Origin of the sequence: Streptomyces sp. NPDC091282 (assembly GCF_044757385.1) — a bacterium.
GTDB classification, from domain to species: domain Bacteria; phylum Actinomycetota; class Actinomycetes; order Streptomycetales; family Streptomycetaceae; genus Streptomyces; species Streptomyces gramineus.
On sequence record NZ_JBIVUX010000004.1, the window covers coordinates 695,849 to 720,886 of the forward strand.

13 protein-coding genes are annotated in these 25,038 nt (G+C 75.3%); 9 read left to right on the forward strand and 4 right to left on the reverse strand.

Annotated features, from left to right (window positions below; translation table 11 throughout):
• Window positions 1–10: 10 nt before the first annotated feature.
• Window positions 11–886 (reverse strand): GNAT family N-acetyltransferase, encoded by an 876-nt coding sequence (locus tag ACIQOE_RS22020; protein WP_401413115.1) that lies wholly within the window; start codon window positions 884–886, stop codon window positions 11–13.
• A 267-nt stretch (window positions 887–1,153) separates the two neighbouring features.
• On the opposite strand from ACIQOE_RS22020, the gene ACIQOE_RS22025 reads away from it, so the two are divergent.
• From ACIQOE_RS22025 to ACIQOE_RS22045, 5 genes are all read left to right on the forward strand, one after another.
• Window positions 1,154–2,863, forward strand: coding sequence for a carbamoyltransferase (locus tag ACIQOE_RS22025; RefSeq protein WP_401413117.1), 1,710 nt, complete (start codon window positions 1,154–1,156; stop codon window positions 2,861–2,863).
• Between the two features lie 81 nt (window positions 2,864–2,944).
• A complete protein-coding gene (locus ACIQOE_RS22030; protein ID WP_365554438.1) occupies window positions 2,945–4,216 on the forward strand; it encodes an MFS transporter in 1,272 nt (423 codons plus the stop codon).
• A gap of 13 nt (window positions 4,217–4,229) precedes the next feature.
• The gene (locus tag ACIQOE_RS22035) at window positions 4,230–7,490 is read left to right on the forward strand and encodes an AMP-binding protein (protein WP_401413119.1); all 3,261 of its coding nucleotides are present in this window, start codon (window positions 4,230–4,232) and stop codon (window positions 7,488–7,490) included.
• On the forward strand, window positions 7,487–10,726 hold the full coding sequence (locus ACIQOE_RS22040; RefSeq protein WP_401413121.1) for an amino acid adenylation domain-containing protein: 3,240 nt from the start codon (window positions 7,487–7,489) through the stop codon (window positions 10,724–10,726). The genes ACIQOE_RS22035 and ACIQOE_RS22040 overlap by 4 nt, the downstream gene beginning before the upstream one ends.
• A 125-nt stretch (window positions 10,727–10,851) precedes the next feature.
• Entirely contained in the window at window positions 10,852–13,890 is a 3,039-nt protein-coding gene (locus ACIQOE_RS22045) for a lantibiotic dehydratase (RefSeq protein ID WP_401413123.1), read from the forward strand.
• On the opposite strand, the gene ACIQOE_RS22050 is transcribed toward ACIQOE_RS22045, so the two are convergent.
• The 3 genes from ACIQOE_RS22050 to ACIQOE_RS22060 all read right to left on the reverse strand — a co-directional run bounded on the left by ACIQOE_RS22050 (window position 13,812) and on the right by ACIQOE_RS22060 (window position 17,490).
• A complete protein-coding gene (locus tag ACIQOE_RS22050) occupies window positions 13,812–14,333 on the reverse strand; it encodes a hypothetical protein (RefSeq protein ID WP_351322823.1) in 522 nt (173 codons plus the stop codon). The two genes, ACIQOE_RS22045 and ACIQOE_RS22050, sit on opposite strands and share 79 nt — an antisense overlap.
• A gap of 375 nt (window positions 14,334–14,708) precedes the next feature.
• Entirely contained in the window at window positions 14,709–15,740 is a 1,032-nt protein-coding gene (locus tag ACIQOE_RS22055; protein WP_362642385.1) for a helix-turn-helix transcriptional regulator, read from the reverse strand.
• A 1,303-nt stretch (window positions 15,741–17,043) separates the two neighbouring features.
• Window positions 17,044–17,490, reverse strand: a complete 447-nt coding sequence (locus tag ACIQOE_RS22060) for a nuclear transport factor 2 family protein (protein ID WP_399010899.1) — start codon at window positions 17,488–17,490, stop codon at window positions 17,044–17,046.
• A 357-nt stretch (window positions 17,491–17,847) separates the two neighbouring features.
• Between ACIQOE_RS22060 and ACIQOE_RS22065 the strand changes: the two genes are divergently transcribed.
• The 4 genes from ACIQOE_RS22065 to ACIQOE_RS22080 all read left to right on the forward strand — a co-directional run bounded on the left by ACIQOE_RS22065 (window position 17,848) and on the right by ACIQOE_RS22080 (window position 24,911).
• A complete protein-coding gene (locus ACIQOE_RS22065; protein ID WP_401413126.1) occupies window positions 17,848–20,913 on the forward strand; it encodes a BTAD domain-containing putative transcriptional regulator in 3,066 nt (1,021 codons plus the stop codon).
• Window positions 20,914–20,975: 62 nt separating this feature from the next.
• Window positions 20,976–23,087 carry an AAA family ATPase gene (locus tag ACIQOE_RS22070; protein WP_401413128.1) on the forward strand — a complete coding sequence of 704 codons (2,112 nt, stop codon included), beginning with the start codon at window positions 20,976–20,978 and terminating at the stop codon, window positions 23,085–23,087.
• 135 nt (window positions 23,088–23,222) lie between these two features.
• Window positions 23,223–23,399: a hypothetical protein gene (locus tag ACIQOE_RS22075; RefSeq protein WP_401413130.1), complete on the forward strand. Its 177-nt coding sequence runs from the start codon at window positions 23,223–23,225 to the stop codon at window positions 23,397–23,399.
• A 210-nt stretch (window positions 23,400–23,609) separates the two neighbouring features.
• Window positions 23,610–24,911 (forward strand): helix-turn-helix domain-containing protein, encoded by a 1,302-nt coding sequence (locus ACIQOE_RS22080; RefSeq protein ID WP_401413132.1) that lies wholly within the window; start codon window positions 23,610–23,612, stop codon window positions 24,909–24,911.
• Window positions 24,912–25,038: the final 127 nt, after the last annotated feature.

Below are 25,038 nucleotides of genomic sequence, written 5' to 3' on the forward strand. Positions count from 1 at the left end.
GCGTCTCCTCTCAGTCCGCGGACCGGGCGTAGGTGGGGTAGTGCAGGACCTCGCCGCCGAACCCGAGCTTGAACCGGTTGATCCCGGCCGTCTTCCCGTCCACCTCGCCGGTGGATATGCCGCTCAGGTCGAAATACTCAAGACCCTCGGCCGCCGCCCGCCTGATGGTCTCGAAATGCACGAAGTTCATCGAGCCGTCGACGCGGTGTTCCGGATGCGTGGCCACGAAACGCGCCTCCAGCGAATTCCGGTTCCGGAAGCATATGGAACCGGCCGCCACCCGGCCCTCGTGCAGCGCGGTGAAAAGGTGGACCGACGGATGTTCCAGCAGATCGTGCAGCAGATCGAGGGGGGCGAGGTCGGGTGAGTCCGCGCGCATCATCGCCGGTACGTAGAAATCGTAGAACTCGTCGATCCGGCCGGGGTCGTCGGCGAATTCCAGACCGCTGCGCAGCGCCCGGCGCACCCGGCTGCGGGTGCTCGGGCGCATCCGGGCGAGGATCGCCTCGTCCCCGCCGCCGGTGGGCACGAGTCCGGTGGCGTAGCGCGGGGCGGGCCGGTACCCGGCTGCCGCAAGCACCTCGGGGAAGTCCCACTCCGGAAGCAGCACCAAGGTGGCGGGGCCCAGCCGGGAAACCCCCGTGAGCAGGGCGGACAGCACTTCGGGGTCCGGGTGTCCGGCCGGTCCCTTCCACATGAACCAGCCGTCCTGACCGCCGTCCTCCAGCAGCGCCGCGGCCCACCGGCCGCCGGGACGGCCCGCGCGCAGCAGGCGTACGGGATCGCCGCGCCCCGACAGCAGCCGGAACCGGCCGGCGCTCTGGTGGAAGTCCTCGGCCGGGACGTCCGGCTCGTCGGGAACGTCGGCGGTGCTTTCCGGATGCATGATCAGACGAAGCACGGCGTGCCCTTTCTTCTGGTTTCTCGCGCGTGGAGATCGGAATGTGTCCAGCGGTTTTCGAGGCATGCAGAAAAACGGGAGACTGTGAAGAGTCGACCGGGCTGACCGGCGGTTTTACGCCCGGTGCGGTCTCGGCGAAGGAAAGAGTCCGGCGCCTATTTCTTCGGCGCGGTATCGCTGCTAATTTCTAGCGCACCGGTCGTCGTCCGTCAATTACCGGGCCCACGGCCCGTTCGAAGGGAATGACTTGCCATGCGAATTCTCGGTGTGAATGGCTGGCCGGGCGCGAGCCACGACGGGTCCGCCTGCCTCCTGGTCGACGGGAAGGTGGTGGCGTTCGCCGAGGAGGAACGCTTCACCCGGCACAAGCACGGCTACGGCGAGGCCCCGCTGCACGCCGCCGCCTTCTGCCTCCAGGAGGGCGGCCTCGCCCTGGAGGACATCGACGTCGTCGCCCACGGCTGGGACATGCCCTCGCTGCTCACCCGGCGCGGCCTGGACTGGTTCCCCGACAGCGCGCGGGCCCTGGACTTCCTCTTCCCCCGCGAGTACTTCCCCCGCGGCCGCGACCCCGAGCTGGTCTTCGTCCCGCACCACACCGCCCACGCGGCCAGCGCCTACTATTTCTCCGGCCGCGACCAGGGCGCCGTCCTGGTCCTCGACGGCCAGGGCGAGTGCGAGAGCGCCACGCTCGCCTCGGCCGTCGGCGGCGAACTGAAGGTCCTGGAGTCCGTCCCGCCCGGCTGGTCCCTCGGCTACTTCTACGCCGCCGTCTGCGCGTACGCGGGCCTCGGCGCCGACGCCGCCGGCAAGGCCATGGGCCTCGCCCCCTACGGCACCCCCGGCGACCTGACCTTCGGCGGCGGCCTCAGCTTCCTCGACGACGGCTACGCCGTCGGACCGGTGCCCCGCACCCTGCTGTCCACCGGCAGCACCGACGAGGAGTCGGACACCCTGCGGCTGTGGCTCGCCCACCTGGAGAAGACCAGCGCGCTGCCGCCCAACCGCACCAGCCGCTCCTACGACCGGGAGCGCGGCCGCTACGTCCGGCGCACCGAACGCGACCCCTACGACTACCGGGACCTCGCGGCCACCGCCCAGGAGGCCCTGGAGCGCTCGGTCGTCGCCATGGCCCGCCGGCTGCTGCGCGAGACCGGCCAGGACACCCTGCTGGTGGCCGGCGGCGTCGGCTTCAACGCCACCCTCAACGGCAAGCTCGCCCGGCTGCCCGAGGTGCGCGACCTGTTCGTGCAGCCGCTCGCCGGCGACCAGGGCGTCAGCCTCGGCGCGGCCGGCTGGGTGGCCGCCCAGCACGGCGAGACCATCACGCCGATGACCGGCACCCTCGCCTGGGGCGAGCAGTGGGACGCCGACGCCGTCCGCCGGGTGCTGCACAAGCAGGGCGTCCGCCACACCGAGCACGAGGACGTAGCCGACGCGGTGGCCGGACTGCTCGGCCGGGGCCAGATCGTCGGCTGGCACCAGGGACGCGGCGAGGGCGGCCCCCGGGCCCTGGGCCACCGCTCCATCGTGACCGCGCCGTTCCCGGTGGCCAAACGCGACCGCATCAACCTCACGGTCAAGGACCGCGAGTGGTGGCGGCCGTTCGCGCCCAGCATGCGGCTGGAGGAGGCCCCCACGCTGCTCGGCGACGGCACACCGCTGCCCTACATGATCGTCACCACCCCGGTGCCCGACGCCGGACGGGACGCGATGCCCGCCGTCATCCACGTCGACGGCACCACCCGCCCGCAGACCGTCACCGCCGAGGACGACCCGCTCTACCACCGGCTGCTGGGCCGGGTCGCCGAGCACACCGGACACGCCGTCGTGCTCAACACCTCGTTCAACGGCCGCGACGAGCCGGTCGTGTGGACCCCCTCCGACGCCCTCGCCACCTTCGCCCGCAGCCCGCTGGACGCGCTGGCCCTCGGCCCGTTCCTGATCCGCCGCACCGACTGAACCCCGGCGCCGCCCGCACCCGACCGCCCTGTCCGCCGGACGCCTTCGTGCTAGCGTCCTTCCATGCCTTATTAGGTCCGCATGCCCCAGCCGCCGTCCTTTGGCCCCTTCCGCGTCGGCCTCGTGTACCTGTACACCGGCCTGACCGAACTCCTCCCGCTGCACGCCGTCTACGCCCTGCTGATGACCTCGCACGGGGTCTCCACGGGAGAACTGTCGGTTCTCTTCGCGGTGTGGACGGTGACCACCTTCGTCTGCGAGGTGCCCTCCGGGGCCCTGGCCGACCGCTTCCCCCGCCACCGCGTGCTGGCCGCCGCGGCGCTCGCGCAGTGCACCGGGTTCGCCCTGTGGACCGCGCTGCCCTCGCTCGGCGCGTTCGCGGCCGGATTCGTCCTGTGGGGCGCGGGCACCGCCCTCACCTCCGGGACGCTCCAGTCGCTGCTCTACGACGGCCTCGCCGCCGAGGGCCGGGCCGGGCAGTACGCCCGGGTCAGCAGCCGGGTGGCCGCCGTCCAGGCGTGCTCGGTGGCGGCCAGCTCCCTGGCCGCCACCCCGCTGGTCCTGCTCGGCGGCTACCCCGCCACCGGCTGGGTGTCCGTCCTGCTCACCCTGCTCGCCGTCCCCACCGCCCTGGGCCTGGGCCGCCGGGCCCCCGGCCCGGTACCGGCCCCCGTGCCGGAACCGGAGCCGGAGCCGGTACCGCAGGGCTACGCCGCCGTGCTGCGCGCCGGACTCGCCGAGGCCCGCGGCACCCCGCGGGTGCGCTCCGCCGTCCTGCTGGCCGCGGCCCTCACCGGCCTCGGCGTGGTGGACGAGTACCTTCCGGTGCTCGCCCGCGAGGCCGGCACGCCCGCCGCGGCCGTACCGCTGCTCCTGCTGCTGCCCTGGGCGGCGATGGCGGCGGGCGGCTTCGCCGGCGGACGCATGGCCGGCGCCGGCGACCGGCTGCTGGCGGTGCTGCTCGGCGCGGGCGGCGCGGCCCTCGCCGCCGGAGCGCTCACCGGCCGCCCGGCCGGGTTCCTCGGCATTGCAGCCTTCTACTGGGTGCTCCGGCTCGCCCAGATCGTCGCCGACACCCGGCTCCAGCACGCCATCTCCGGACCCGCGCGGGCCACGGTCACCTCGGTCGCCGGACTCGGCGCCCAGGCCGTCGCCCTCGCCGTCTTCCTGACCCTCGGCCTCGCGGCCCGCTGGGCCTCCGCGGCCGTGCTGGTCGCCCTCACCGCCGTACCGGTGCTGCTGCTGGCCGTCCGGCTGGCCCTGCGACCGGACCCCGCGCACCACGTCCCACCACCGCAGCCCGACGAGCCCCCGCCTCCGGCACGGACCGGCGCCGTCGAACGACACTCATGAAGGAGAGCGACGCATGACAACGAACACGGCCGACGCCGTCGTGGAGAGCCTGGCCGACGACGTACGGCAGGCCCTCGGCCTCGCCCCCGGGGAACCGCTCGACACCTCGTTCGCGGCCATGGGCGGCAGCTCCCTGGACGCCGCCCAGCTCACCGTGCGGATGCGCCGCGCCCACGGCCTGGACGTCGGGGCCCACGAACTGCTCAACGCCTCCAGCGTGCGGCACCTCCTGGACGACCTCGCCGACCGCCCCCGCACCGACCCGGCCGCGGGCCCCGCCGAGGCCGCCCCCGCCGACCGGGCACCGCTCACCTGGCAGCAGCGGGTGATCTGGTACCAGTCGCTGCTCGACCCGGACTCCTCCCGCTACGTCTTCCACGCCCTGTTCCACTTCACCGAGGTGCCCCGCCCCGCCGCCCTGCGCGGGCTGCTGCGCGGCCTGCTGCGCCGCCACCCGGTGCTGCGCACCCGGCTGGTCTTCGACGACGGCGAACCCTGGCAGGTGGTGCCCGCCGCCGACGTCACCGACGCCGAGACCGACCTCACCGTCGTGGACCTCCCGGACGCGGACATCTCCCCGGAGGAACTCGTCCGCCTCAGCGGCGCCGACCGCCCCTTCGACCTGCGGACCGGCCCGCTGCTGCGCTGGGTGCTGGCCCGTTTCCCCGACGGCCGCGCGGTGCTGGTGCACACCGAGCACCACCTGATCCACGACGGCAAGTCCTTCGTCGCCCTCATCACCGGCCTCCACGAGGACACCGGGACACCCGACACCCGCTACTTCGGCTACGCCGCGGCCCAGACCCCCGCCGACCCCGCCGACGTCCGCCAGGTCGCCGAGCGCGCCGCGAAGGCCGCCGGCCGCATCCTGGACGGCGGCCACCCCACCACCGGCCGGGACACCTTCCTGCGGCTGCCGGTGCCGCCCGCCCTGCTGCGCGAGGTCAGGGAGGGCGCCCGCAAGGCGTCGGTCTCCCTGTTCACCGCCCTGTTCACGGCGTTCTCCCAGGCACTCACCCAGTACGAGGGGGTCGGCGCCGCCGTCCTCGGCAGCGCCGTCGAGAACCGCCCGCCCGGCCACGAGGACACCGTCGGCATGTTCGTGTCCACGGTCCCCGTGGTCGTCGAACGGCGCCCCGGCGAGCTGCCCGAGGCCACCCTGCGCCGCACCCGCGGCGCCCTGCGCGAGGCGATGGACCGCTCCGCCGTGCCCCTCGCCGACGTCGTCCAGGCCGTCGGCGGCACCGACGGCCGCGGCGACGGAGCCGTGGTGCGGGCCGCGTTCAGCATGCACCAGCAGGTCGAGCGCGAGGTCGAACTGGCCGGCGCCACCGCCCGCGTCCAGCTCGGCGTCTTCAACGGCGCCGCCAAGTTCCCCGTCAACGTGGTGGCCGTGACCTCCGGCACCGGCGACGACACCCGCGTCGAACTGCTGATGGAGGCCCAGGACGGCGCGGTCGGCCGCGACGACCTGTGGGCGCTGTGGACCGGGACCCTGGAATGGCTGCGCACCTGGGTGCAGTTGCTGCCCGAACGGCGGACCGAGCCGGCCCCGGCGCTCGTCGCCCGGGTGACCGCGCGTGCCGCCGCCGACCCGGACGCGGTCGCCCTCGACGACGGCGAACGCCGGATCACCTACGGCCTCCTCGCGGCCTGGGGCGAGGCCGCCCGCAGGCTCCTGGAACGGCCCGGCGAGGTCGTCGGCCTCCTCGGGACGGCCTCCCCGGACTTCTTCGCCTGCGCCTATGCCGTCCTGCACGCCGGCGGCACCTACGTCCCCCTGGAGGCGGGACAGCCCGACGAACGCCTCGCCTCCATGGTCGCCCAGGCCCGTTGCACCACCGTCGTCCGGCTGCCCGGCGTCCCCGCCGAGCGCGCCGCCGCCCTCGACGGGTCCGACACCGCGCCCCGCCTGGTGGACTGGGCCGGCCTCGTCGACGAGTGGCCCGCGGCCCCCGCCGAACCGGACACCCCGCCGGACACCGGCAGCGCGGCCCCCGCCTACGTCATGTTCACCTCCGGAAGCACCGGCGAGCCCAAGGGCGTGATGGTGCCACGGCCCGCCCTGGACCGGCTCGCCGACTGGGCCGTGCGCGAACTGCGGCTCGGCCCCGACACGGTGGTCGGCCAGCTCGCCAACGCGGCCTTCGACGCCTCCGCGTTCGAGGTGTGGTCCGGGCTGTACGCCGGCGCGCGCCTCCGGTTCGCGCCCGCCGGGATCCGCGCCGACCCGCAGCGCCTCGCGGGCTGGTTCGCCGAGACCGGAGTCGAGTACGCCTTCGTCTCCACCCCCATCGCCGAACTCCTCGCCCGGGTGCCGAAGCCGGCCGGCAGCCGGCTCGACCGCATCTCCACCGGCGGTGACCGGCTGCACGCGCTCCCCGAGGACGTGCCGTTCGAGGTGCTCAACATGTACGGGCCGACCGAGACGACGGTGGTGGCCACGGCCGGCTGGGTCGACCCCGGCGGCACCGGGCTGCCCCCGATCGGCCGCGCCCTGCCGTACGGCTACACCCGTGTGGTCACCCTCGACGGCGCCCTCGCCGCACCGGGCGAGCAGGGCGAACTGTGGGTCGGCGGGGACGGTGTGGCCGCCGGCTACGCGCACGCGCCCCGGCAGACCGCCGCCCGCTTCGTCGCCGACCCGCACGCCGAGGACGGCGCGGTCGTGTACCGCACCGGGGACGTCGTCCATCTCGACAGCGCCGGCCGGCTGCACTACTCGGGGCGCCGGGACCGGCAGTTCAAGCTGGCCGGGGTGCGCTTCGAACTCGGCGAGGCCGAGGCGGTCGCCCTGCGCAGGCCCGGCGTCGAGCAGGCGGTGGCGCTCACGGCCGGCTCGGCCGCCGGGCCCCGGCTGCACCTGTTCGTCACCCTCGCCCCGGGCACGGCACCGGACCCGACCGGCGACGCGATCCGCGCGGCCCTGCCGGCACAGCTGCGGCACCTGACGATCCACCACCTGGACGCTCTCCCGTACAACGCCAGCGGCAAGGTCGACCAGCGCCGCCTGACGGAACTGGCCGAGCGGGGACGGGGCACGGCACCCGCGCCGGAGTCCACCGCGACCGCGGACCCGGCCGCCGCGCCCGCCGCCACCGAGCCCGCGCCCGCCGCCACCGAGCCCTTCTCCGGCGGCCCCGGCCGGAGCGGTGCCCTGGACCTGCTGTGGCCCGCGCTCGCGCCGCTGTCCCGCGGAGAGCGGCTGGACCTGGCCCACCGACTGATCGGCTCCGTGCTCGGCGGCACGGCGGCCGGCGAGGAGACCCGATGAACTCCGCCCCGCGGCCGGCACCCACGCTGGAGGCGACCCCGCACCAGGCGGCCCAGCTGATCGCCTCGCTGCTCTCCGACCGGCACCGCGTCGGCACCCTGCCCGTCCGCATCCCGCTGGACGGCGAGGGGACCGACGCAGCGGCGGCCGTGGCCGGCCTCGCCGAGGTCCAGCGGGCCTGGACCGCCCTGCTGCGCTCGGCCGCGGCCCTGCGCGTCCGCTTCCACGACACCCCCGAGCGGCTGGTGCAGGAGCTGCGCGGCTACGACGACCTGCCCGAGGAGACCGTCCGGGTCACCCTCGGCGACGAGGACGCGGACGCCGACGGCCTCGAACCGTTCGGTCCCGTCCTGCTGACGGCCCGTCTGGACCTGCGCGGCAGCGTCCCGGTGCTGGCCCTGCGCGTTCACCACGCCCTCGTCGACGAGCACTCCGTGCTGCTCGTCGGCCGGGCGCTGCGCCGCTTCCTCGCCCACCCCGACGCCGTCCCCGAGGACGACCAGGACCACTACCGGCGCGCCCAGGAGGCGCTGCTGGACGCGTCCCGCAGGGAACTGCCGCCGCGCCCGCACGACCCGGAGCCGCCCCGGCCGGCCGGCTCCGACGCGGCGGACGCGCCCCTGCTGAGCCGTCCCGGCGGGGACCCCCGTCAGCGCGCGCACCACGCGGTGCGGCTGGCACCCGGGACGGTCGCCGCGCTGCGGCGGACCGCCCGGCGGGCCCGCGCCTCCGCGGTCTCGGTGGCGCACGCGGCCGTCCTGGCCGCGCTGCACCGGCTGGCGCCGGACCGCACCCCCGTCGTCGGCGTGCCGATGACCCTGCGCGATCTGCGGGCGGTCGGCTTCGACGCCGTCGGCCTCTACCTCAACGTCGTGCCCACCACGGTCCCCTGCTCGGCCGCCGACACCTTCGGCGACCTCGTCGAACGGGTCCGCGCCGAGTCGCTGGCCCTGCACGGCCGGAAGTTCGCGTCCGTCGGCGACCTCGCGGCGGCGGACGGCGTCGCCCGCCCCGGACGGCCCGGCAACCGTGCCTACGCCGACCTGGTGCTCGCCTTCCGGGACGGGTCCCTGCCGCCCGGCACCGACGAGCGCGCGACGGCCGCCCGGCGGTCCGCGGAGCCCGGCGCCCCGCTCAACGTCGAGGTGGTGCTCGGCCCCGAGGACGGACTGATCCTCTTCGACTGGCGCAGCGGGCTCGTCCCCTGGCCGCCCGCCCCGCAGCTCGCCTCGGCCGTCGTGCAGGCCCTGACCGAGCTGCCCGCGCGGCCCGAGCTGCGGGTGGGGGACTTCGCGCTGCTGGACACCGCGACCACCGCCGAGGTGCGGCGGCGCCTCGGCGGCCACCCGCCGACGGCCGGCGCACCGGCGCCCTCCGTCGTCGAACTCGTCGAGCGCGCCGCCGCCCTCGCACCCGGCGCCCCGGCCGTCAGCGACGGCGAACACGCCTGGAGCTACGACGAGTTGACGGACGCCGTGGTCCGGGTGCGGGCCGCGCTGCGGTCCCGGGAGCTGCCCCGTGGCGCCCGGGTCGCCGCCGCCTGCGGCCACGACGTCTGGCAGGTGGCGACCGCGCTGGCGCTCTGGCAGGAAGGCCTGTGCTACGTGCCGGTGGACCCACGGGGCCCCGCCGAACGCAACCGGTTCGTGCTCGCCGACTCGGCGTCCGCGCTGGTGGTGTGCGGCCCCGGCACGGCCGGCGCCCCCTTCCTGGCCGGGACGCCCGAACGGGACGTCCTCACCACCGACGCGCTGCCCCCGCGGCCGGACGGCGGTACCGCGACCCCCGGCGGCCGTCCCGGACCGGACGAGCCCGCCTATCTGATGTACACCTCGGGCACCACGGGCCGCCCCAAGGGCGTGACCGTCACCCACCACAACCTGGCCGGGTTCCTGCGGGCGATGACACTGGCCCTGCCCGGCGCGGCGCAGGGGGACTGGCTGGCCGAGACCTCGCCGTCGTTCGACATCTCCTACGTCGAGATGTTCTGGCCGCTGACGCACGGCCGGCACGTCCAGCTCCGCTCGCCCGACGCGCGCGAGAACCCCGCCGACCGGCGCCCGTTCGAGCACCGCCAGTGCACGCCCGCCCGCGCCGGCCAACTGCTGACCGCGCGGGAGCTGGGCCACTCGCTGGGCCGCTGGGACGTCGCGCCGCGCTACTGGCTGCTCGGCGGCGAACGGCTGCCCGGCCTGCTCCTGCGACGGCTGCGCGCGGCCTACCCGGACACCGTCTTCGTCAACATGTACGGCCCCACCGAGGCGACCGTGTGGGCCACCTACCACGTGGTCCGCGGCGACGAGGGCGAGGACGTGCCCCTGGGCCGGCCGCTGCCCAACAGCGGGGTGCTGGTGACCGACCCGCACGGGAACGACGTCCCCGAGGGCGTCGTCGGCGAACTGCTCGTCATCGGCGACTCGGTGGCGGCCGGCTACCTGAACCGCCCCGAGGCGACCCGGCGGCGGTTCGTCCCCGCGGCCACGGCCGGCGGGGCGCGCGCCTACCGCACCGGTGACCTGGTGTGCTCGGGCCCGGACGGGCGCCTGTACTTCCGGGGACGCGACGACGACCAGGTGAAGATCCGCGGCCACCGCGTGGAACCCGGCGAACTGGAGCAGCGGCTGCTGGCCCTGCCCGGCGTCCGCGAGGCCGTCGCCGTGGTGCTGGACGCCGACGATCCCGAGCGGGTACGGCTGGCCGCCGCCGTCACGGTGGCCGGGTCCGCCTCCTTCGACCCGGCGGACGCCCGGCGCGGACTGGAGGCCGAGGTCCCGGAGGCGATGCTGCCCGCCGAACTCGTCGTCCTGGACGCCCTGCCGCGGCTGACCAACGGCAAGACCGACCGGCTCGCCGTGCGGACCGCCTGCGAGGCCGCGGCCGCCGGGACGCACGGACCGGCCGGCGGGCCGGTGCCCGACCCCGGTCCGGGTGCCGCCACCGCCACCGCCTCCGACGACGACCCCGGCACGGCGGACGTGCGCGGCGCCGGGGCCACGGGCGGGGCGCCCGACCCGGCGCTGGGCGCGGTGCTCGCCGCGGCCGAGAAGATCTTCCACCGGGCGGTCGGCGGCCAGGAGAACTTCTTCGACCTGGGCGGCAACTCCCTCACCGCGCTCCGGCTGACCGCACTCGTGCGTGCCGAGGGCTTTCATCTGGAGGTGGAGGACGTCTTCGACCTGCCCGACATGCGGGCCCTCGCCGACCAGGCCACCCCCGCCGCGGGCGGCCGGGACTGAGCGGTCCCGGGCGGCGCCCGCACCGCGCCGCCCGGGACCCCGGCTCGATCACCTCCCCGCTTCCTCCCCGTTCCGCCCCGCCCCCGTCCCGCTTCCCGTCTTCCGCTCTTCCGAGAGGAGCCCCCGTGTCCGGCGACGTCACCGTGGTCCACGTAGGCGAGCCCTGGCCCGAGCACTGGTCCGTGTCCCTCTACCTGTGCGGGCCCACGCCCCGGGACCCCGCCCTGGAGTCCTGGCGACCCCGCGCCGAACGCCTGCTGCACGAGCACTGGACCGGCGACGGCCGGCTCGCCGTCTTCCTGCCCGAGGCTCCCGAGGGCGGGTCCGAACCGCCGTATCCGCAGCAGGTCGCCTGGGAGGAGGCGGCGATGCACGCGGCCGACGCCATCCTCTTCTACGTCCCCCGCGACCTGGCCACCCTGCCCGGCCTGGTCACCAACGTGAAGTGGGGTGCCTGGCACGACCGCGGGCGGGCGGTGCTCGGCTCGCCGCCCGACGCCCAGCGCAACGAGTACCTGCTGCACTTCGCGGAGCTGCTCTCCGTCCCGGTCGCCCACGACCTGCCCGGCGCCGTCGCGGCGGCCCTGGACCTGGCCGGCCCCGGCGACCGCCGCGAGGGCGCCGACCGGCACGTCCCGCTCGCCCTGTGGCGGTCCCCGGAGTTCCGCGCCTGGCACGCCGGACTGGCCGGGCGCGGCGACGCCCTGGCCGGCGGGCGGCTGCTGTGGAGCCGCGGCAACCCCGTCACGGACTGGGTGTTCGAGGCCCGGCTGCGGTCGGCCGCCACCGGACGGGAACGCACCGAGCTGGCCTCCCGGGCCGGGGAACCCCCGCCCGCGCACCCCGGGCACCTCGCCCCGCTGGGCTCGACCGGCTGGTCCGTGTGGCGCGACGTGATGCTGCGCGGCGCCGGTTTCCCCGCCTCCGATCTCGCGGCCCTCGCCAGTCCCGCCCTCGCCGCCGCGGCCGATCTCGCGGCCGGCGGCGACCCCACGGCCGCGGCCGGCTACCGGCACGCCTACGACCTGGCCGTCGACGACCTGCGCGCCGGGGTGGCCCGCACGGCCGGGTCGCCCGGCTTCCGGGAGGCCGTGCTCTGGCAGAACCAGGCCGTGGTCCACCACCATCTGGACAGGGCGGCCAAGGGCGGGCCGCGCAACGCGCGGGGCCGCCGCGACGAACGTGTGGTCGCCTCCTACCTCCAGCGCTACACCCTGAAGAACGACACCATCGGCTGGTTCGGGCCCGTCGGCTGGGCCCGCTGCACCGAAGGCGGCGAACCGCTGACGGTCCGTCCGGGCCCGGCGCTCACCTCCGAGCGGCACACCTTCTTCGAGAACTGGGCCGTGGACGCCCTGGCCGCCGCCGTGGCCCGCACGCCCGGCGTGCTGCCCTGGCTGGTGCCGCGCCCGGTCACCTCGCACGCCCGGCAGGGACGCACCCTGCTGCGCCCGCGCCGCCCGCCGCGCGAACTCACCGACGCCGAACTGGCCCTGCTGGACCTGTGCGACGGCCGGCGCACCACCGCCGAGGTCTCCGCCGCCGCCCCCGGCGGACCCCGGGCCGCCCTTCCGGTCCTGGTACGACTGCACGACGAGGGCGTCCTCCGCCTCGACCTCACCGGCCCCGTCGAGGCCCGCCCGGAGCGCACCCTGCGCCGCACGCTGGCCCGGATCGGCGACCCGGAGGTGCGGGCCCGCGTCCTCGCACCGGTGGACCGGCTGGAGCGGCTCCGGGAGGACGTCGCCGCGGCGGCCGGCGACCCGGACCGGCTGGACTCGGCGCTGACCGCGCTGCGCGGTGCGTTCGAGGAGATCACCACCCGGGACGCGACCCGCCGCGCGGGCGCCGACTACGCCGGCCGCACCCTGGTCTACGAGGACACCGCCCGCGACGTCGAGGTCGGCCTCGGCCCCTCGCTGCTGTCGGAGCTGGCCGCACCGCTCGGCCTGCTCCTGGACAGCGCCGACTGGCTCGTACGACGGGTCGCCGACGGCTACCGGCAGCTGTTCGAGGCGCTGTACGACCGCGAGACCCGGCGCACCGGCAGGACGGGCGTCCCGCTGGCCTGGCTGGTGGCGCTGGCGGCCGACCGGCTGTCCACCGGCCACCGCAGCGTGCCCCCGCCCGTCGAGCGGGCCGTGGCGGAGTTCCAGGAGCGGTGGCGCCGGGTGCTGCCGCTGCCCGACGCTCCCCGCTGCACGGTGGACGCCGCCTCGCTCGCCGCGGCCGTGGCGCGGGAGTTCCCGGCCGGACCGCTGCCCTGGGCGGCCGCGACGCACCACTGCCCCGACCTGATGATCGCGGCGACGGGACCCGAGGCGGTCGCGGCCGGCGACTGGGAGGGCGTCCTCGGCGAACTGCACGTGGCCACCAACACCGTGGAGGGCCGCGCCTTCGTCGACCGGCACCCCGAACCGGAGCGGCTGCTGCGGGCGGCGGAGGCCGATCACGCGGGCCGCCGGGTGTACGCCGTGCCGCCGAAGGACTCGCTGTTCGTCAGCTCCCGGCTGGCGCCGCCGTCAGCGCTGCTGTCGCCGGAGTACCGCTACTGGTCGTGGGCGGAGGGGCAGGACTCGGCCGAGGTGCCGGGGACACCGCTGCCCGCGGGCGGGCTGCTGGTCCACCGGGAGGGCGAGGGGCTGGTGGTACGCGTCGGCGACGGCACGCGCATCGCGCTGGCGGAGGCGCTCGGCGAGTTCCTGAGCGCGGCGGTGGCCGGCGCGTTCAGCCCGTTCGCGCCGGCACCGCACCGGCCCCGGGTGACCGTCGGCCGGCTGGTGGTGGCCCGGGAGTCCTGGTCGGTGCCGATGGCCGGGCTGGAATGGGTCCACGAGACCGACGAGGCCGCCCGGTTCGCCGCCGCCCGCCGGTGGCGGTCTGAACGGGGACTGCCGGAGCGGGTGTTCTACCGGGTGCCGCAGGAACTCAAGCCGATGGCAGGGGACTTCGGCAGTCTCGCGCTGGTCGACCTGATGGCCAGGACGCTCCGCGCGGTGCCGGAGGGACCGGGCGCCGCCGTCACCCTGACGGAGATGCATCCCGGACCGGACCGGCTGTGGCTGCCGGACGCCTCCGGCGCCCGCTACACCAGCGAACTGCGGTTCGTCGCCACCCGGTCCGGCTCCCGCGGCGAGAGGGTCAGCTCCAGCACGAGCGCCTGACTCCGCGCGGACAGCGCCCGGTTGAACCCGGCCGGGAGGTAGAGGACCTCGCCCGCCCGGAGCCGGTGCCGCAGCGGGCCGACCCCGGCGGGCCAGTCCGTCCCGAGCGGGGTGAGGCGCGCCTCGACCGCCCCGCGCAGCTGAAGAAGGAAGGTGTCGGCGGCGACCGGGGTCTCCTCGACGCCGTCCCCGGCCGCGACCGTGGTGTAGGCGGCGCGGGTCCCGCGGCCGACGAGCGTGCCGAGGCGTTCGGCGAAGTCGAGCGCCGGGTGCCGCCCGGCCGCGCCGGGCCGCCCGTGGGCCGCGGCCAGGGCGAGGACGACGGTGTCCTCGCCGCGCGGCCAGACCACCGCCGCGCTGCGGCCGCCGTGGGTGGTGAACGTCAACGCCATGTCGGCGACGAAGGTCTCCAGGTCGGCCCGGAAGGCCGCTGCTGCGTCCATGCACATCTCCTGATCCGGGGCGCGCGGAGGCACTGCGGGGGATCCCCCGGCGGGGGGCAGCGCTCCGCCGACGCGGTGGGGGCCGGATCCGGTGAGCGCTCGTGATCCGTGGTGTGTCCGCGGCCGTGACGCGGAGGAACTACGGGACCGCACCGCCCTGTCGCCACCGCCGGGGACGCGCGGGCGACGACTGCGTGGACGGGAGGCCGACGCTCGGCCCCGGCGGTCCCTGGGCACGAGCGGTGGAGGGCGTGGACGGACCGGCGGCACGCGACGCGGGATCCGGCGGCGACCGTCCTGCAGGTGCCGTCGAGTCGGCGCCGACACCCGCGATGATCGTGACTATGGACTACCGGGTCGGCCCGCGCAAGTCACTTATTCCTTGCCGTTCCCGGCCTGCTGAGGGTCCGTCAGCCGGGCGCGGGCGGCGAGCACGCCGGCCTGGAAGCGGCTGTCCGCGCCGAGCGCCTCCATGATGTCGGCGATGTGCCGGCGGGCGGTGCGCAGCGACATGCCGAGACGGCGGGCTATCGACTCGTCCTTCAGCCCCGCGGCGAGCAGGGCCACGATGGTCTGGTGGATCTCCTTGGCCACCTGTTCCAGGCCGTCCTGGGCGGCGTCGGAGAACGGGGTGGCCCGGATCCAGTACTGCTCGAAGATGTCGTGGAGATAGCCCACGATGGTGGGTTCGCGCACCGCGACCCCGCCCCAGCTTCCGGTCCGTTCGGGCAGGAAGGCGAGGCTCTTGTCGTAGATGATGACGCGCCCGAAGAGTTCGTGCGAGGTCCGGTACTCGGCGCCGAGCGCCGTCGCCGCCGCCACGTACGCCTGGCTGGGGCCGTTGAAGCGGGCCGTGTGGTGGTAGAGGGTGCGCATGCGCACGTTCCGGGAGAGCAGGGCGTGGTCGCGGCCCAGGGCCTCCTCCATCGCCTCCGGGACCCGCCCGCTGCCGCCGGGCTGGCTGCTGACCACTTCCTCCTGGCACTCGGCCGACGCCCGGTTCAGGGCGGCCCTGACCTCCTCCATCGTGGGGATCACCTCGACGGTGAAGTCGCGGTTGCCGGTGCGGCCGGCGAAGAAGTGGTCCCGCAGGCGGTCTATCTTCCCGTGGACGAGGTCGAGTTGCTCTTCCTGGTGGCGGATGGAGGCCCGCAGCGGCGCGGTCAGTGCGGCGGTCACGGCGTCGGGGTCCACGACCACGACCTCGTCCGGAGCGTCCCGCACGGATCGCACGAGACCGAGGGAGGCCAGCCGCTTCAGCGCGGCGGCGGCTCTCTCCTGCGGGAGTCCGAGCTCTGCGGCCGCCTGGTCGGCCCGCCCGCTGCCCCCGTCGACGATCCATCCGTAGACGAGGATGTCGTCCTCGTCGATGAAAGGTGAGCCCGGTGACGGCATCTGCTCGTTCATTCGTTCAGTATTTGCACAGTTGATGAAGAATCCGGAGTAGATCGGGCATGGTTTTCTCCAACGTCACGTGACCTTCCGCACACGGCTCTATGCGCGTAGTGGCATCGTTGTCGTGAGAAGGTCTCCCGCGACCGTGCCCTCCCGGCGTGGATCGTCCGGCCGGAGGCGTTCCCCGGGCGGCCGGTCCGAGCGTTGCCGATCGCGAATCGGCCAACGGTCATGTCGGCCTGGAAAAGAATTGGTCGAATGCAGCCTCGACGGCCGCCGGCGGTCGCCCTGCGCGGTGCCGATGTCCCTCGCGCGAGTTCTTGAATGCCTCCGCCCCGGCATGCGGCCGGGGCTTCCCGCGCGCCCTCCCGAGGCGCGTACGGGGCGCATGGGGCATGAAATCGGAAGATCCGCGGTGAACGGGACCGCGGCCGGAGGGGTCGGCCGAAAAAGCGGCGGCGGCACCGGGCCGGGTCAATGGATCCGGAGGGTGTCGTTCCGCCGGGCGCGGTCCGGGTTTTTCCCTACGGTGATCCTCTGCTCCGCGCTCGCCGGGTCCGGCACCGGGGGAATTCATTTTCCCCCTGAAGGGCCCGGTGCGGGCCGTGCCGGACACCGCCCCCGGCCGAAATCGCTTTCGCCGGACGGAATTCCGCCGCACCGCGCTCCGGCACCGCCCGCGCGCCGCCCGGCTCTTCTCTCCGCGACTGCTCCCACCTGCCGATTCACCTCGTCGCGCCGCGCGCGGGTCCGGTCCCCGCGGGCCTCCTCCATTGCCCGCGTGTAACGCGATCGCGTGACTGTCATCTGGCCGGATTCGACCCCATACTGAGAAATACAGAAGGCCGCGGGCGGCGAACACTCGCGGCCGGAGCGGAAAACAGGACTCACGGAGGGGCGCGGCATGGGGAGTCCTCCGCCGTACGGCGCGGACGGCGGACTCCTGCACGGCCCGGTCCCGGGCGCCCGGCCAACCCGGCGCACGCGCCCCCGCGGCGGCGTTCCGCCGGCTTCCCCGTACGCTCCCGCGGCTCTCCGGCCGACCGGGCGGGGGAGCGGTTCCCCGCCGGGGCACCGGTCTCCGATGACGATTCAGGAAAACGGCGGTGAAGTCCCCCGAAAGGGCACCCATTTCCCGCCCGAAGGGGAAAACGACTTCTTCTTCCCTGCCGCCCTGCGGGCGGACCCGACTCGGGAACGGCACCGCTCGTACCGTAACGCCATCAGCAAACCGGCCGCCGCGCCCCGTACCTCTTCACGCCCGTGCGCGGCGGCGGTCGCCGGATCCACCGGCCGAGGAGCGCCGGTCGGTGGATCACCGTGCCTCGGGGTCCTGCGGGTGCGCCGGCAGGGCGCCCGGCGGGGGCGCGTAGTAGTAGCGCCTGCACGCCCGGATCAGGGTCTGCCCGGAGAGGGTGAACACGTCCGCGAAGTCCAGGCCGTACGCCGCCCGCCGGGCCGCGCCCGGTTCCTGGTCCACCACCCGGCCGAGCACCACCACCCGGCCCTCGTCGGCCACGACCGTGTCCAGCTCGTGCCGCCGCAGCAGCGTCGCCTGCGCGGCGTGCGCGCTGAGCACCGCGTCCCGGCCCCGGTGCGGCGGCGCGCCGGGGTGGTCCAGCGTGACGTCCTGCTCCGTCAGGGAGGCGTACCCGTCGATGTCCCCGATGTCCAGGTAGTGGTAGGTGAGCATCACATGCTTCACCCCGGCTGCCGTCACCTTCGAACCGGCTGCGGGTACAGGGAAGTTGTCGCTGTTCATGACTGGATGACCGACCTCTCGCTCTCGGTGGACGGGCGTGGCGGCGCCGACGGCTCCCACCGGGCGATCGTCCGGCCGTCCGCTGTCCTTCCGCTATCACCGCGGTTTCCCGTCCCGGTGGCCTGGTCACCCGCTGCTCGGATGCTGGTCACCACTGGCCACCCGGGGGAGGGGGGAGCACCCCGGCGGCGGCCCGGGGTGCGGCGGGCCGGTCACGTCACCGCCCTGACGGGAGCCCTGATCCACCTCCTGGTCAGCGCTGTTCAGCTACTGCTCAGGCCGATGGGCAGCCGGGTTTGGGCCGTAGACTTTGCGGCCAGGCGCGCTGTGGCCTGCTGTGTGTGATGGGGAGGATTCATGGCCGGAGTGCACCTCGAGTCGCGTGACCGGGCAGTGGGATTCACCTTTCAAGTGCTGGGCGAGCTGAAGGTGTTCGACCGCGGCCAGGGCACGGTGCCGGTCACGGCGGGCAGGCAGCAGGTCGTCCTCGCCGCCCTGCTCCTGGAGAGCGGACGGCTCCAGAACTGCGACCACCTCATCCGGCTGCTCTGGGCCGAGGACCCCCCGGAGACCGCCCGCACCCAGGTGCAGATCTGCGTGTCCCGGATGCGCAAGACCCTGGCGGCCGCCGCCGTCGAGGCCGCCATCGAGACCCGGCCGCCCGGCTACGTCCTCCAGATCGACGACGAGGCGCTCGACCTGAACGTCTTCCGGCGCACCGTGGCCGAGGCGGCCGCGCTCGGCGGCGGGGGCCGCACCGCCGAGGCCGCCGCCCTGCTGCGCGCGGCCGTCGGCATGTGGCGCGGCCCCTGCCTGAACGGCATCCCCAGCGACGCGCTCGCCCGGGTCGCCGAGCACATCGACGAGGAACGCCTCGCGGCCACCGAGTCGTTCATCGAGCTGGAACTCTCGCTCGGCCGCCATCATCAGCTGACCGCCGAGATAGCCCGGCTGGTGGGCGACAACCCCTTACGGGAACGGTTCCGCGGACAGCTGATGCTCGCCCTGTACCGCTCCGGCCGGCAGGCCGAGGCCCTGGAGTCCTACCGGGAGGGCCGCGCCCTGCTCATGGACGAACTGGGCCTCCAGCCCGGCGAGGACCTGCGCCGGCTGGAGCAGGCCGTCCTGACCGAGGACCCCTCCCTGCGGCTGGAGCGCACGCCCGCCGCCGACCTGCGCGGCACCGGGCAGCCGCTCGGCGCGCCCGCACCGGACCTCGGGCCCGACGCGGTCCCCGACGAGGACGGCCACACCCTGGCCCGCGCCGCCGTCCCCCGCCAACTCCCCGTCGACACAGCAGACTTCGTCGGTCACGGGCAGCTCGTCGCCGAGGCCGAGGGCGTCCTCACGAACACCTCGCCGGACCGGGCGCCGGGCATCGTCGTCGTCACCGGCCGCTCCGGCATCGGCAAGAGCACCTTCGCGGCCCGGGTCGCGCACCGGCTCGCCGAGTCCCACTTCCCCGACGGCCAGCTCTACTGCCAGCTGCGCGGCGGCCGGGCCGATCCCGTCGACCCCCGCGAGGTCCTCGGCCGGTTCCTGCGCGCCCTCGGGCTGCCCGGTCCCGCCATCCCGGACTCCCTGGAGGAGCGGGGCGAGATCTACCGCAGCATGCTCGCCGCCCGCCGCATCCTGGTCGTCCTCGACGACGCCGTCGGCGAGGAGCAGATCTTCCCGCTGCTGCCCGGCGGCCGCTCCTGCGGGGTGCTCGTCACCAGCAGGGCCCGGCTCACCGCGCTCCCCGGCGCCCACCGGGTCACGCTCGACATCCTGGACGAGCGGGGTTCGCTGGAACTCATCGGCAACGTCGTCGGCGCCGACCGCGTCGGCGGCGAACCCGAAGCCGCCAGGGCGCTGGCCGCCGCCGTCGGCGGACTGCCGCTCGCCCTGCGCATCATCGCCGCCCGGCTGGCCGCCCGCCCGCACTGGCCGCTCGCCTCGATGGTGCAGCGGCTCGCCGACGAACGCCGCCGCCTGGACGAACTGACCCACGGCGAGATGACCGTCCGGGCCAGCCTGGCCCTCACCTACGACGGACTGGCCGAGAGGGACCGCACCCTGCTGCGCCTGCTCAGCCTCACCAAGGGCTCCACCTTCCCCAGCTGGATCGGCGGCCCCCTGCTCGACGCCCCGGACGCCTACCCGTACCCGTCCGACCTCATGGAACCCCTCGTCGACGTGCAGATGCTGGACGTCGCCGGCGTCGACGCCACCGGGGAGCTGCGCTACGGCTTCCACGACATCATCCGGCTGTTCGCCCGGGACCGGCTGGCCGCCGAGTCGGACGAGACCGAACGGCGGGCCGCGATCCGCCGGGTGGGCGGTGCCTGGCTCGCGCTGGTCTGCGAGGCGCAGCTGCGGGTCCTCGGCACCCGCTACTTCGACGGGCCCGCCGTCCGCTGGAGCCCGCCCGCCGACCACGTCGGCACCGTCCTCGGCCGCCCCCTGGAATGGCTCGACACCGAACGCGAGAACCTCAGCCTGACCGTGGAGAGCCTCGCCCAGGAGGGCGAGGACGGCTACGCCTGGGAACTGGCCGTCAACCTCGCCCCGTTCTTCGAGACCCGAGGCTATCTCGACCACTGGGCCCGCACCCACCGCAAGGCGCTGACCGCGGTACGCCGCAGCGGCAACCTGCTCGGCCAGGCCGCCCTGCAGGCCTCGCTGGGTTCGCTGCACCTCAACCGCCGCAACCTGCCCGAGGCCCGGCTGTCGCTGACCACCGCCGTCGGCCTCTTCGAGGAGCTCGGCCACACCAAGGGGCTCGGGCTGTGCCGCCGCGATCTCGGCCTGCTGGAACGGCTGGCCGGCCACGACACCGCCGCGATGGACCTGTTCGAGCAGGCCGAGCGGCACTTCGGCGACGACGACCCCTGGGCCCGCGCCTCCGTCCTAGTCCAGCGCGCGGTCATCCTGCTGAGGCGGGGCGACGTGGGCCGGGTGGAGGCCGAACTCGACGAGGCGCTGGAGATCTGGCGCGACCTCGGCTATCTCGGCGGGCAGGCCCGGGTGCTCCAGCGCGCGGGCCAGCTGCACCTGCACCGCGGGCAGCCCGGCGACGCCCGCAAGGTGTTCACCGAGAGCCTCAGCATGGTCCGTGACGACGGCGACGTCATCGGTGAGGGATACCTCCTGCACGACCTCGGCCGGGTCCACGCCCGTCTCGGCGAACTCACCCAGGCCGTCTCGTACTTCAACCGCGCGCTGGCCGTCCGCGAGGGCATCCTCGACCAGGCCGGCGCCGCCTCGGTCCGCGTCGACCTCGCCGACCTGAGCCTGCGCGGCGAGGACACCGCGAAGGCCGGCGGGCTGCTCACCGACGCCCTGGAGGTCTTCGGCCGGCTCGGCATGGCCGAGGAGGAGGAGCGGGCCACCGGACTGCTCGCCCGGGTGGCCGCCGGTGACGCCGCCGAGGGCCGGTGACGCCGACACCGCGACCGTGCACGTGCCGAGGAGCGCACCCGACCAGAGGTAGCAGTCCCCACATGAACCCGCACAGCGCTCCGGCGCCCCGGCGGCAGGCCCCCGACGCCCCCGCACGGGACAGAGAAGAGACGTTTCTGCGCCGCTTCGTCGGCCGGGAGAGCGAACTGGCCCGGTTCCGCGCCGCGCTGGACCGGCCCCCCGGCACCGTCCCCGTACTGGCCCTGCACGGCCCCGGCGGCATCGGCAAGACCCAGCTGCTGCGCCGGTTCGCCGTCGAGGCCCGGCGGCGGGGACGGCACGTCGTCGAGGTGGACGCGGCACGCACCGACCCCACCGAGGAGGCGTTCACCGCCGCCGCGGACGTCCCGCGCACCGGACGGCCGGTACTCCTCGTGGACGGCGCCGACCGGCTCGGCCCGCTGGAGGACTGGTTCCGGGACCGCTATCTCATCGGCCTGCCGCCCGGCTCGCTGATCGTGCTCGCCGGCCGCGAGCCGCCCGGACTGCGCTGGCGCACCGACCCGGCCTGGGCCGACACCCTGAGCGTCGGACGCCTGGACCGCCTGTCCCGCGCCGAGTCGGGGCGCCTGCTCCAGGACGCCGTGCCCGGCCGCGTCACCGCCCGCACCGCCCGGCTGGCCTTCGCCGCCGGCCACCCCCTCGCCCTGCGGCTCGCCGCCCTGGACCCGGACACGCCGCACGGGGACGACTGGCAGCCCGCGCCCGAGGCCGTCGCCGAACTGCTGGACCGGGTGGTCGGCCCCGTCCCCTCCGCCCCGCACCGCCAGGCCCTGGAGATCTGCGCGCACGTCCCCGAGACCACCGAGGACCTGCTGCGGGCCTTCCTGCCGGAACAGGCCCACGAGGTCTTCGACTGGCTGCGCCGCCGGCCCTACGTCACCACCGCCCGCTCCGGACTGCGGCTGCTGCCCGTGGTCGCCGAGGCCCTGGACCGCGACCTCGGCTGGCGCGCACCCGACGCCTACCTCTCCCTGCACAAGGCGCTGCGCGCCCACCTCCAGACACTGATCCGCACCCGCCCCGAGCCCGTCTCGCTCTGCGGAGCGCGGGCCTTCAACCACATCCAGGCCCGCGGCCGGCGCCTGACCGGGCCCGGCCGCGACGAGCGGACCGGGTCCGGGGCCGAGCCGGTGTACGAGACCACCTGCGACGCCGAGGACCTGCCCGCCGTCCGCGACCTCGCCCACGAACGCCTCGGCCCGCAGGGCGTGGCCGCCGTCGACTTCTGGCTGCACCGCAGGCCACGCGGCTTCCGGCTCTACCGCAGCGCCCGCACCGGCGAACTCGTCGGCGTACTGGGCCTGCTGAACTTCGACCGGTGGGACGCGGTGGAGACCGCCATCGACCCGGTGGTCGCCGTCGTCCGCGAGCACGTCGAGTCGCACCGCGAACTGCGCCCCGGGGAACGGGTCAACCTGGTGCGGTTCACCCTGCTGCGCCGCCGCCCGCACGACCTCGTGGCCGCCTCCGCCGGCATGCTCGCCCGCGTCACCCGCGAGCTGCACGTACAGGACCGGCTGGCCTGGACCTTCCACGCCCGCGGCGGCGACGGCCCCGACCACCTGCTGGAGTACGCCGACTTCCGTCGACTGCCCAGCGAGCCGCAACTCGCCGCACAGAGAGTCACGCTCTTCGGACACGACTGGGGGACCACTGGAATGAGCGAATGGTGCGATCTGCTCGACGACCGTGTGCTGTTCGGACTGCGCGCACCGGGCATCACCGGGCCGCCGCGCACGGCCGTCCTGTCCCGGGCGGCCTTCGACCGGGCCGTCCACGACGTGCTGCGCGACTGGCACCAGCGCGAGCGGCTGGCCGGCAACCCGCTCCTGCACGCCGCGTCCGTCGCCCGGCGCTCCGGGGACCCGGAGGAGAACCTGCGCCGGCTCGTCGTACGGGCCATCGAGTCCATCGACCAGGACCCCCGGGCGAAGGGACAGCGCGCGGCGGTGTGGGCGACCTACGTCAAGGGAGGCAGCACCCAGCAGGCGGTGGCACGGGAACTCGCGCTGTCCTTCAGCACCTACCGGCGCTATCTCAAACGCGGTCTCGAGCACGTCTGCTGGCACCTGTGGGAGCAGGAGGTGACCTACGCCGCGCAGGCCGCCCTCCCCTCTTTCACGGCCTCGCGAGGAGCCTCCGCCGGGTAGCCGCGCACGGGAGAATCCGCAGGCCACGACGGCTATCCGGGAGGGATAGCGGCGTCAAAGTGACGTGATTGCAGCGACTCCTAGCTTTCTTTCCAGAGGCCCGGCAGCGGGCCGAGGGACAGGAAGGAAGCCACCATGAACAGCAACCTCGCAGCGGTCCTGAAGCCCATGAGGGCCGCCGTCGTCGCCATCACCGCGGCCGCCGCCCTCCTGGGCGCGGTGGCGGCCGAGACCGCGCCGCACCCGCAGCGGACGGCGACCGTACAGGCCGACGACGGCCCCTCCACGGACAACACCAATCCCTGGAGCTGACGACGCGCCGGCGGGGGCCGGGCTCCGACGCGGCAGGGCCGGGAGGCCGCCGCAGGTGCCCGGCCCCGCCGCGTCGGCGTTCGGCGGGCACCCGGCAGCCACCGGCGATGTCCCGCGACAGCACCGCGCAGCGGCAGCGGGCGGACCCCCTCGGAGGCGTCCCGCCCACCGGTTCCACCAGCACCTCGGAACGGCCCACCGGAGCAAGTCATGAACGACATCCGCAACCGGCAGGACCTCGGCGTCCTGCTGAGAGACCACCGCCGGCGCGCCGGACTCACCCAGCGGCACCTCGCGGACCTCACCACCGTGAGCGTGCGCGCCATACGCAACCTGGAGCAGGGCAAGGTCCACTCCCCCCGGCTGGACACGATCCGGCTGCTCGCGGACGGACTGCGGCTCGGCTCCGCCCAGCGCGAGACGCTGCTGGAGGCGGCCCGGCACCGGCCCGGCAGCGCCGACCACTCCGGGGAAGGCGGCTGCGGCCCCACGCCGTGGCTCGTCCGGAGCCCGCTGATCGGCCGGGACACCGAAGTCGCCGCCCTCACCGCCCTGTTGGCGCAGCCGAACGGGCGGCTGGTGTCGGTCGTCGGCATAGGAGGGGTCGGCAAGTCGCACCTGGCCGCCGAGGCCGTGCGACGGGTCGCGGCCGACGGCACCCGGGTGCTGTGGCGGGCCCGCGGCGAGGAGATCCCCGTCGCCGAACTCTCCGACCGCGCACCGGGGGAGACGACCGTCCTGGTGCTGGACGACGCCGAGACCGCGGACGGCGCCGGCCGGCTCGTCGCGCTGATGCGCGCCCATCCGCGGCTGCGCGTCCTGGTCACCGCCTGCGCGCCGTGCGGCGTGCCGGGTGAGCAGATCCTGCGCCTCGCACCGCTGCCGGTGCCCGCCCCCGGCACCGAGTCGGACCCGGAGCTGCTGGCCCAGGTGCCGTCCGTGCGGCTGCTGTGCGCGCACATCCGCGCCGGCAACCCCCTGTTCCGGCTGGACGACACCGACGCCGCGGTCGTCGCCGAACTCTGCCGGCGCCTCGACGGACTGCCCCGGGCGCTGGAGTTCGCCGGCCGCTGGACCCTCGTCCGCGCCCTGCCCGAGCTGCTGTCCGAGGTGGAACGCAGCCCGTTCGGCCTGACCGCGCCGCCCATGACCGCCGACTCCTCGCGCGACCTGATGGTCCGGCTGCGCCGCACCCTGGGCCGGCTCAGCCCGGCCGGGGTGTCCTTCATCGCCGCCGTCGCCCGCGACCACCGCAGCTGGTCGGTGGCCGAGGCGGCGACCGTCGTCGGGACCTCCGGCGCCGACGCCGCCGTCATCGTCTTCACCCTGGTGACCTACGGCCTGGTACGGCCGGAAGGCCTCGGCGGTGACGAACCGCGCTTCTCGGTGCTCAACCACGTCCGCCATCTGTACGCCGACGCGCGCCGCGAACCCCGCCGCTGGGGTACGACGGTGATGCACCGCACCGGGCCCGAGGACCGCGGCCGCAAGGTGGCGGTGGGCGAGAGCTGACCAGCGGCCACGGACCGCGACCCGCCGGCGGCCCCCCGCGGGGGGCGGGCCCGGGCCCCGGCACGGCACCGCGGGAGGCCCGGGGGAGGCCCGAACCCGAGGACGGGCCGGGCCGGTGCGCCTCGGC

Bases quoted from the DNA above. Each gene is read 5' to 3' on its own strand.
- ACIQOE_RS22020 (WP_401413115.1), bottom strand. From the start codon at position 886: ATGCATCCGGAAAGCACCGCCGACGTTCCCGACGAGCCGGACGTCCCG.
- ACIQOE_RS22025 (WP_401413117.1), top strand. From the start codon at position 1,154: ATGCGAATTCTCGGTGTGAATGGCTGGCCGGGCGCGAGCCACGACGGG.
- ACIQOE_RS22030 (WP_365554438.1), top strand. From the start codon at position 2,945: ATGCCCCAGCCGCCGTCCTTTGGCCCCTTCCGCGTCGGCCTCGTGTAC.
- ACIQOE_RS22035 (WP_401413119.1), top strand. From the start codon at position 4,230: ATGACAACGAACACGGCCGACGCCGTCGTGGAGAGCCTGGCCGACGAC.
- ACIQOE_RS22040 (WP_401413121.1), top strand. From the start codon at position 7,487: ATGAACTCCGCCCCGCGGCCGGCACCCACGCTGGAGGCGACCCCGCAC.
- ACIQOE_RS22050 (WP_351322823.1), bottom strand. From the start codon at position 14,333: ATGGACGCAGCAGCGGCCTTCCGGGCCGACCTGGAGACCTTCGTCGCC.
- ACIQOE_RS22055 (WP_362642385.1), bottom strand. From the start codon at position 15,740: ATGAACGAGCAGATGCCGTCACCGGGCTCACCTTTCATCGACGAGGAC.
- ACIQOE_RS22060 (WP_399010899.1), bottom strand. From the start codon at position 17,490: ATGAACAGCGACAACTTCCCTGTACCCGCAGCCGGTTCGAAGGTGACG.
- ACIQOE_RS22065 (WP_401413126.1), top strand. From the start codon at position 17,848: ATGGCCGGAGTGCACCTCGAGTCGCGTGACCGGGCAGTGGGATTCACC.
- ACIQOE_RS22070 (WP_401413128.1), top strand. From the start codon at position 20,976: ATGAACCCGCACAGCGCTCCGGCGCCCCGGCGGCAGGCCCCCGACGCC.
- ACIQOE_RS22075 (WP_401413130.1), top strand. From the start codon at position 23,223: ATGAACAGCAACCTCGCAGCGGTCCTGAAGCCCATGAGGGCCGCCGTC.
- ACIQOE_RS22080 (WP_401413132.1), top strand. From the start codon at position 23,610: ATGAACGACATCCGCAACCGGCAGGACCTCGGCGTCCTGCTGAGAGAC.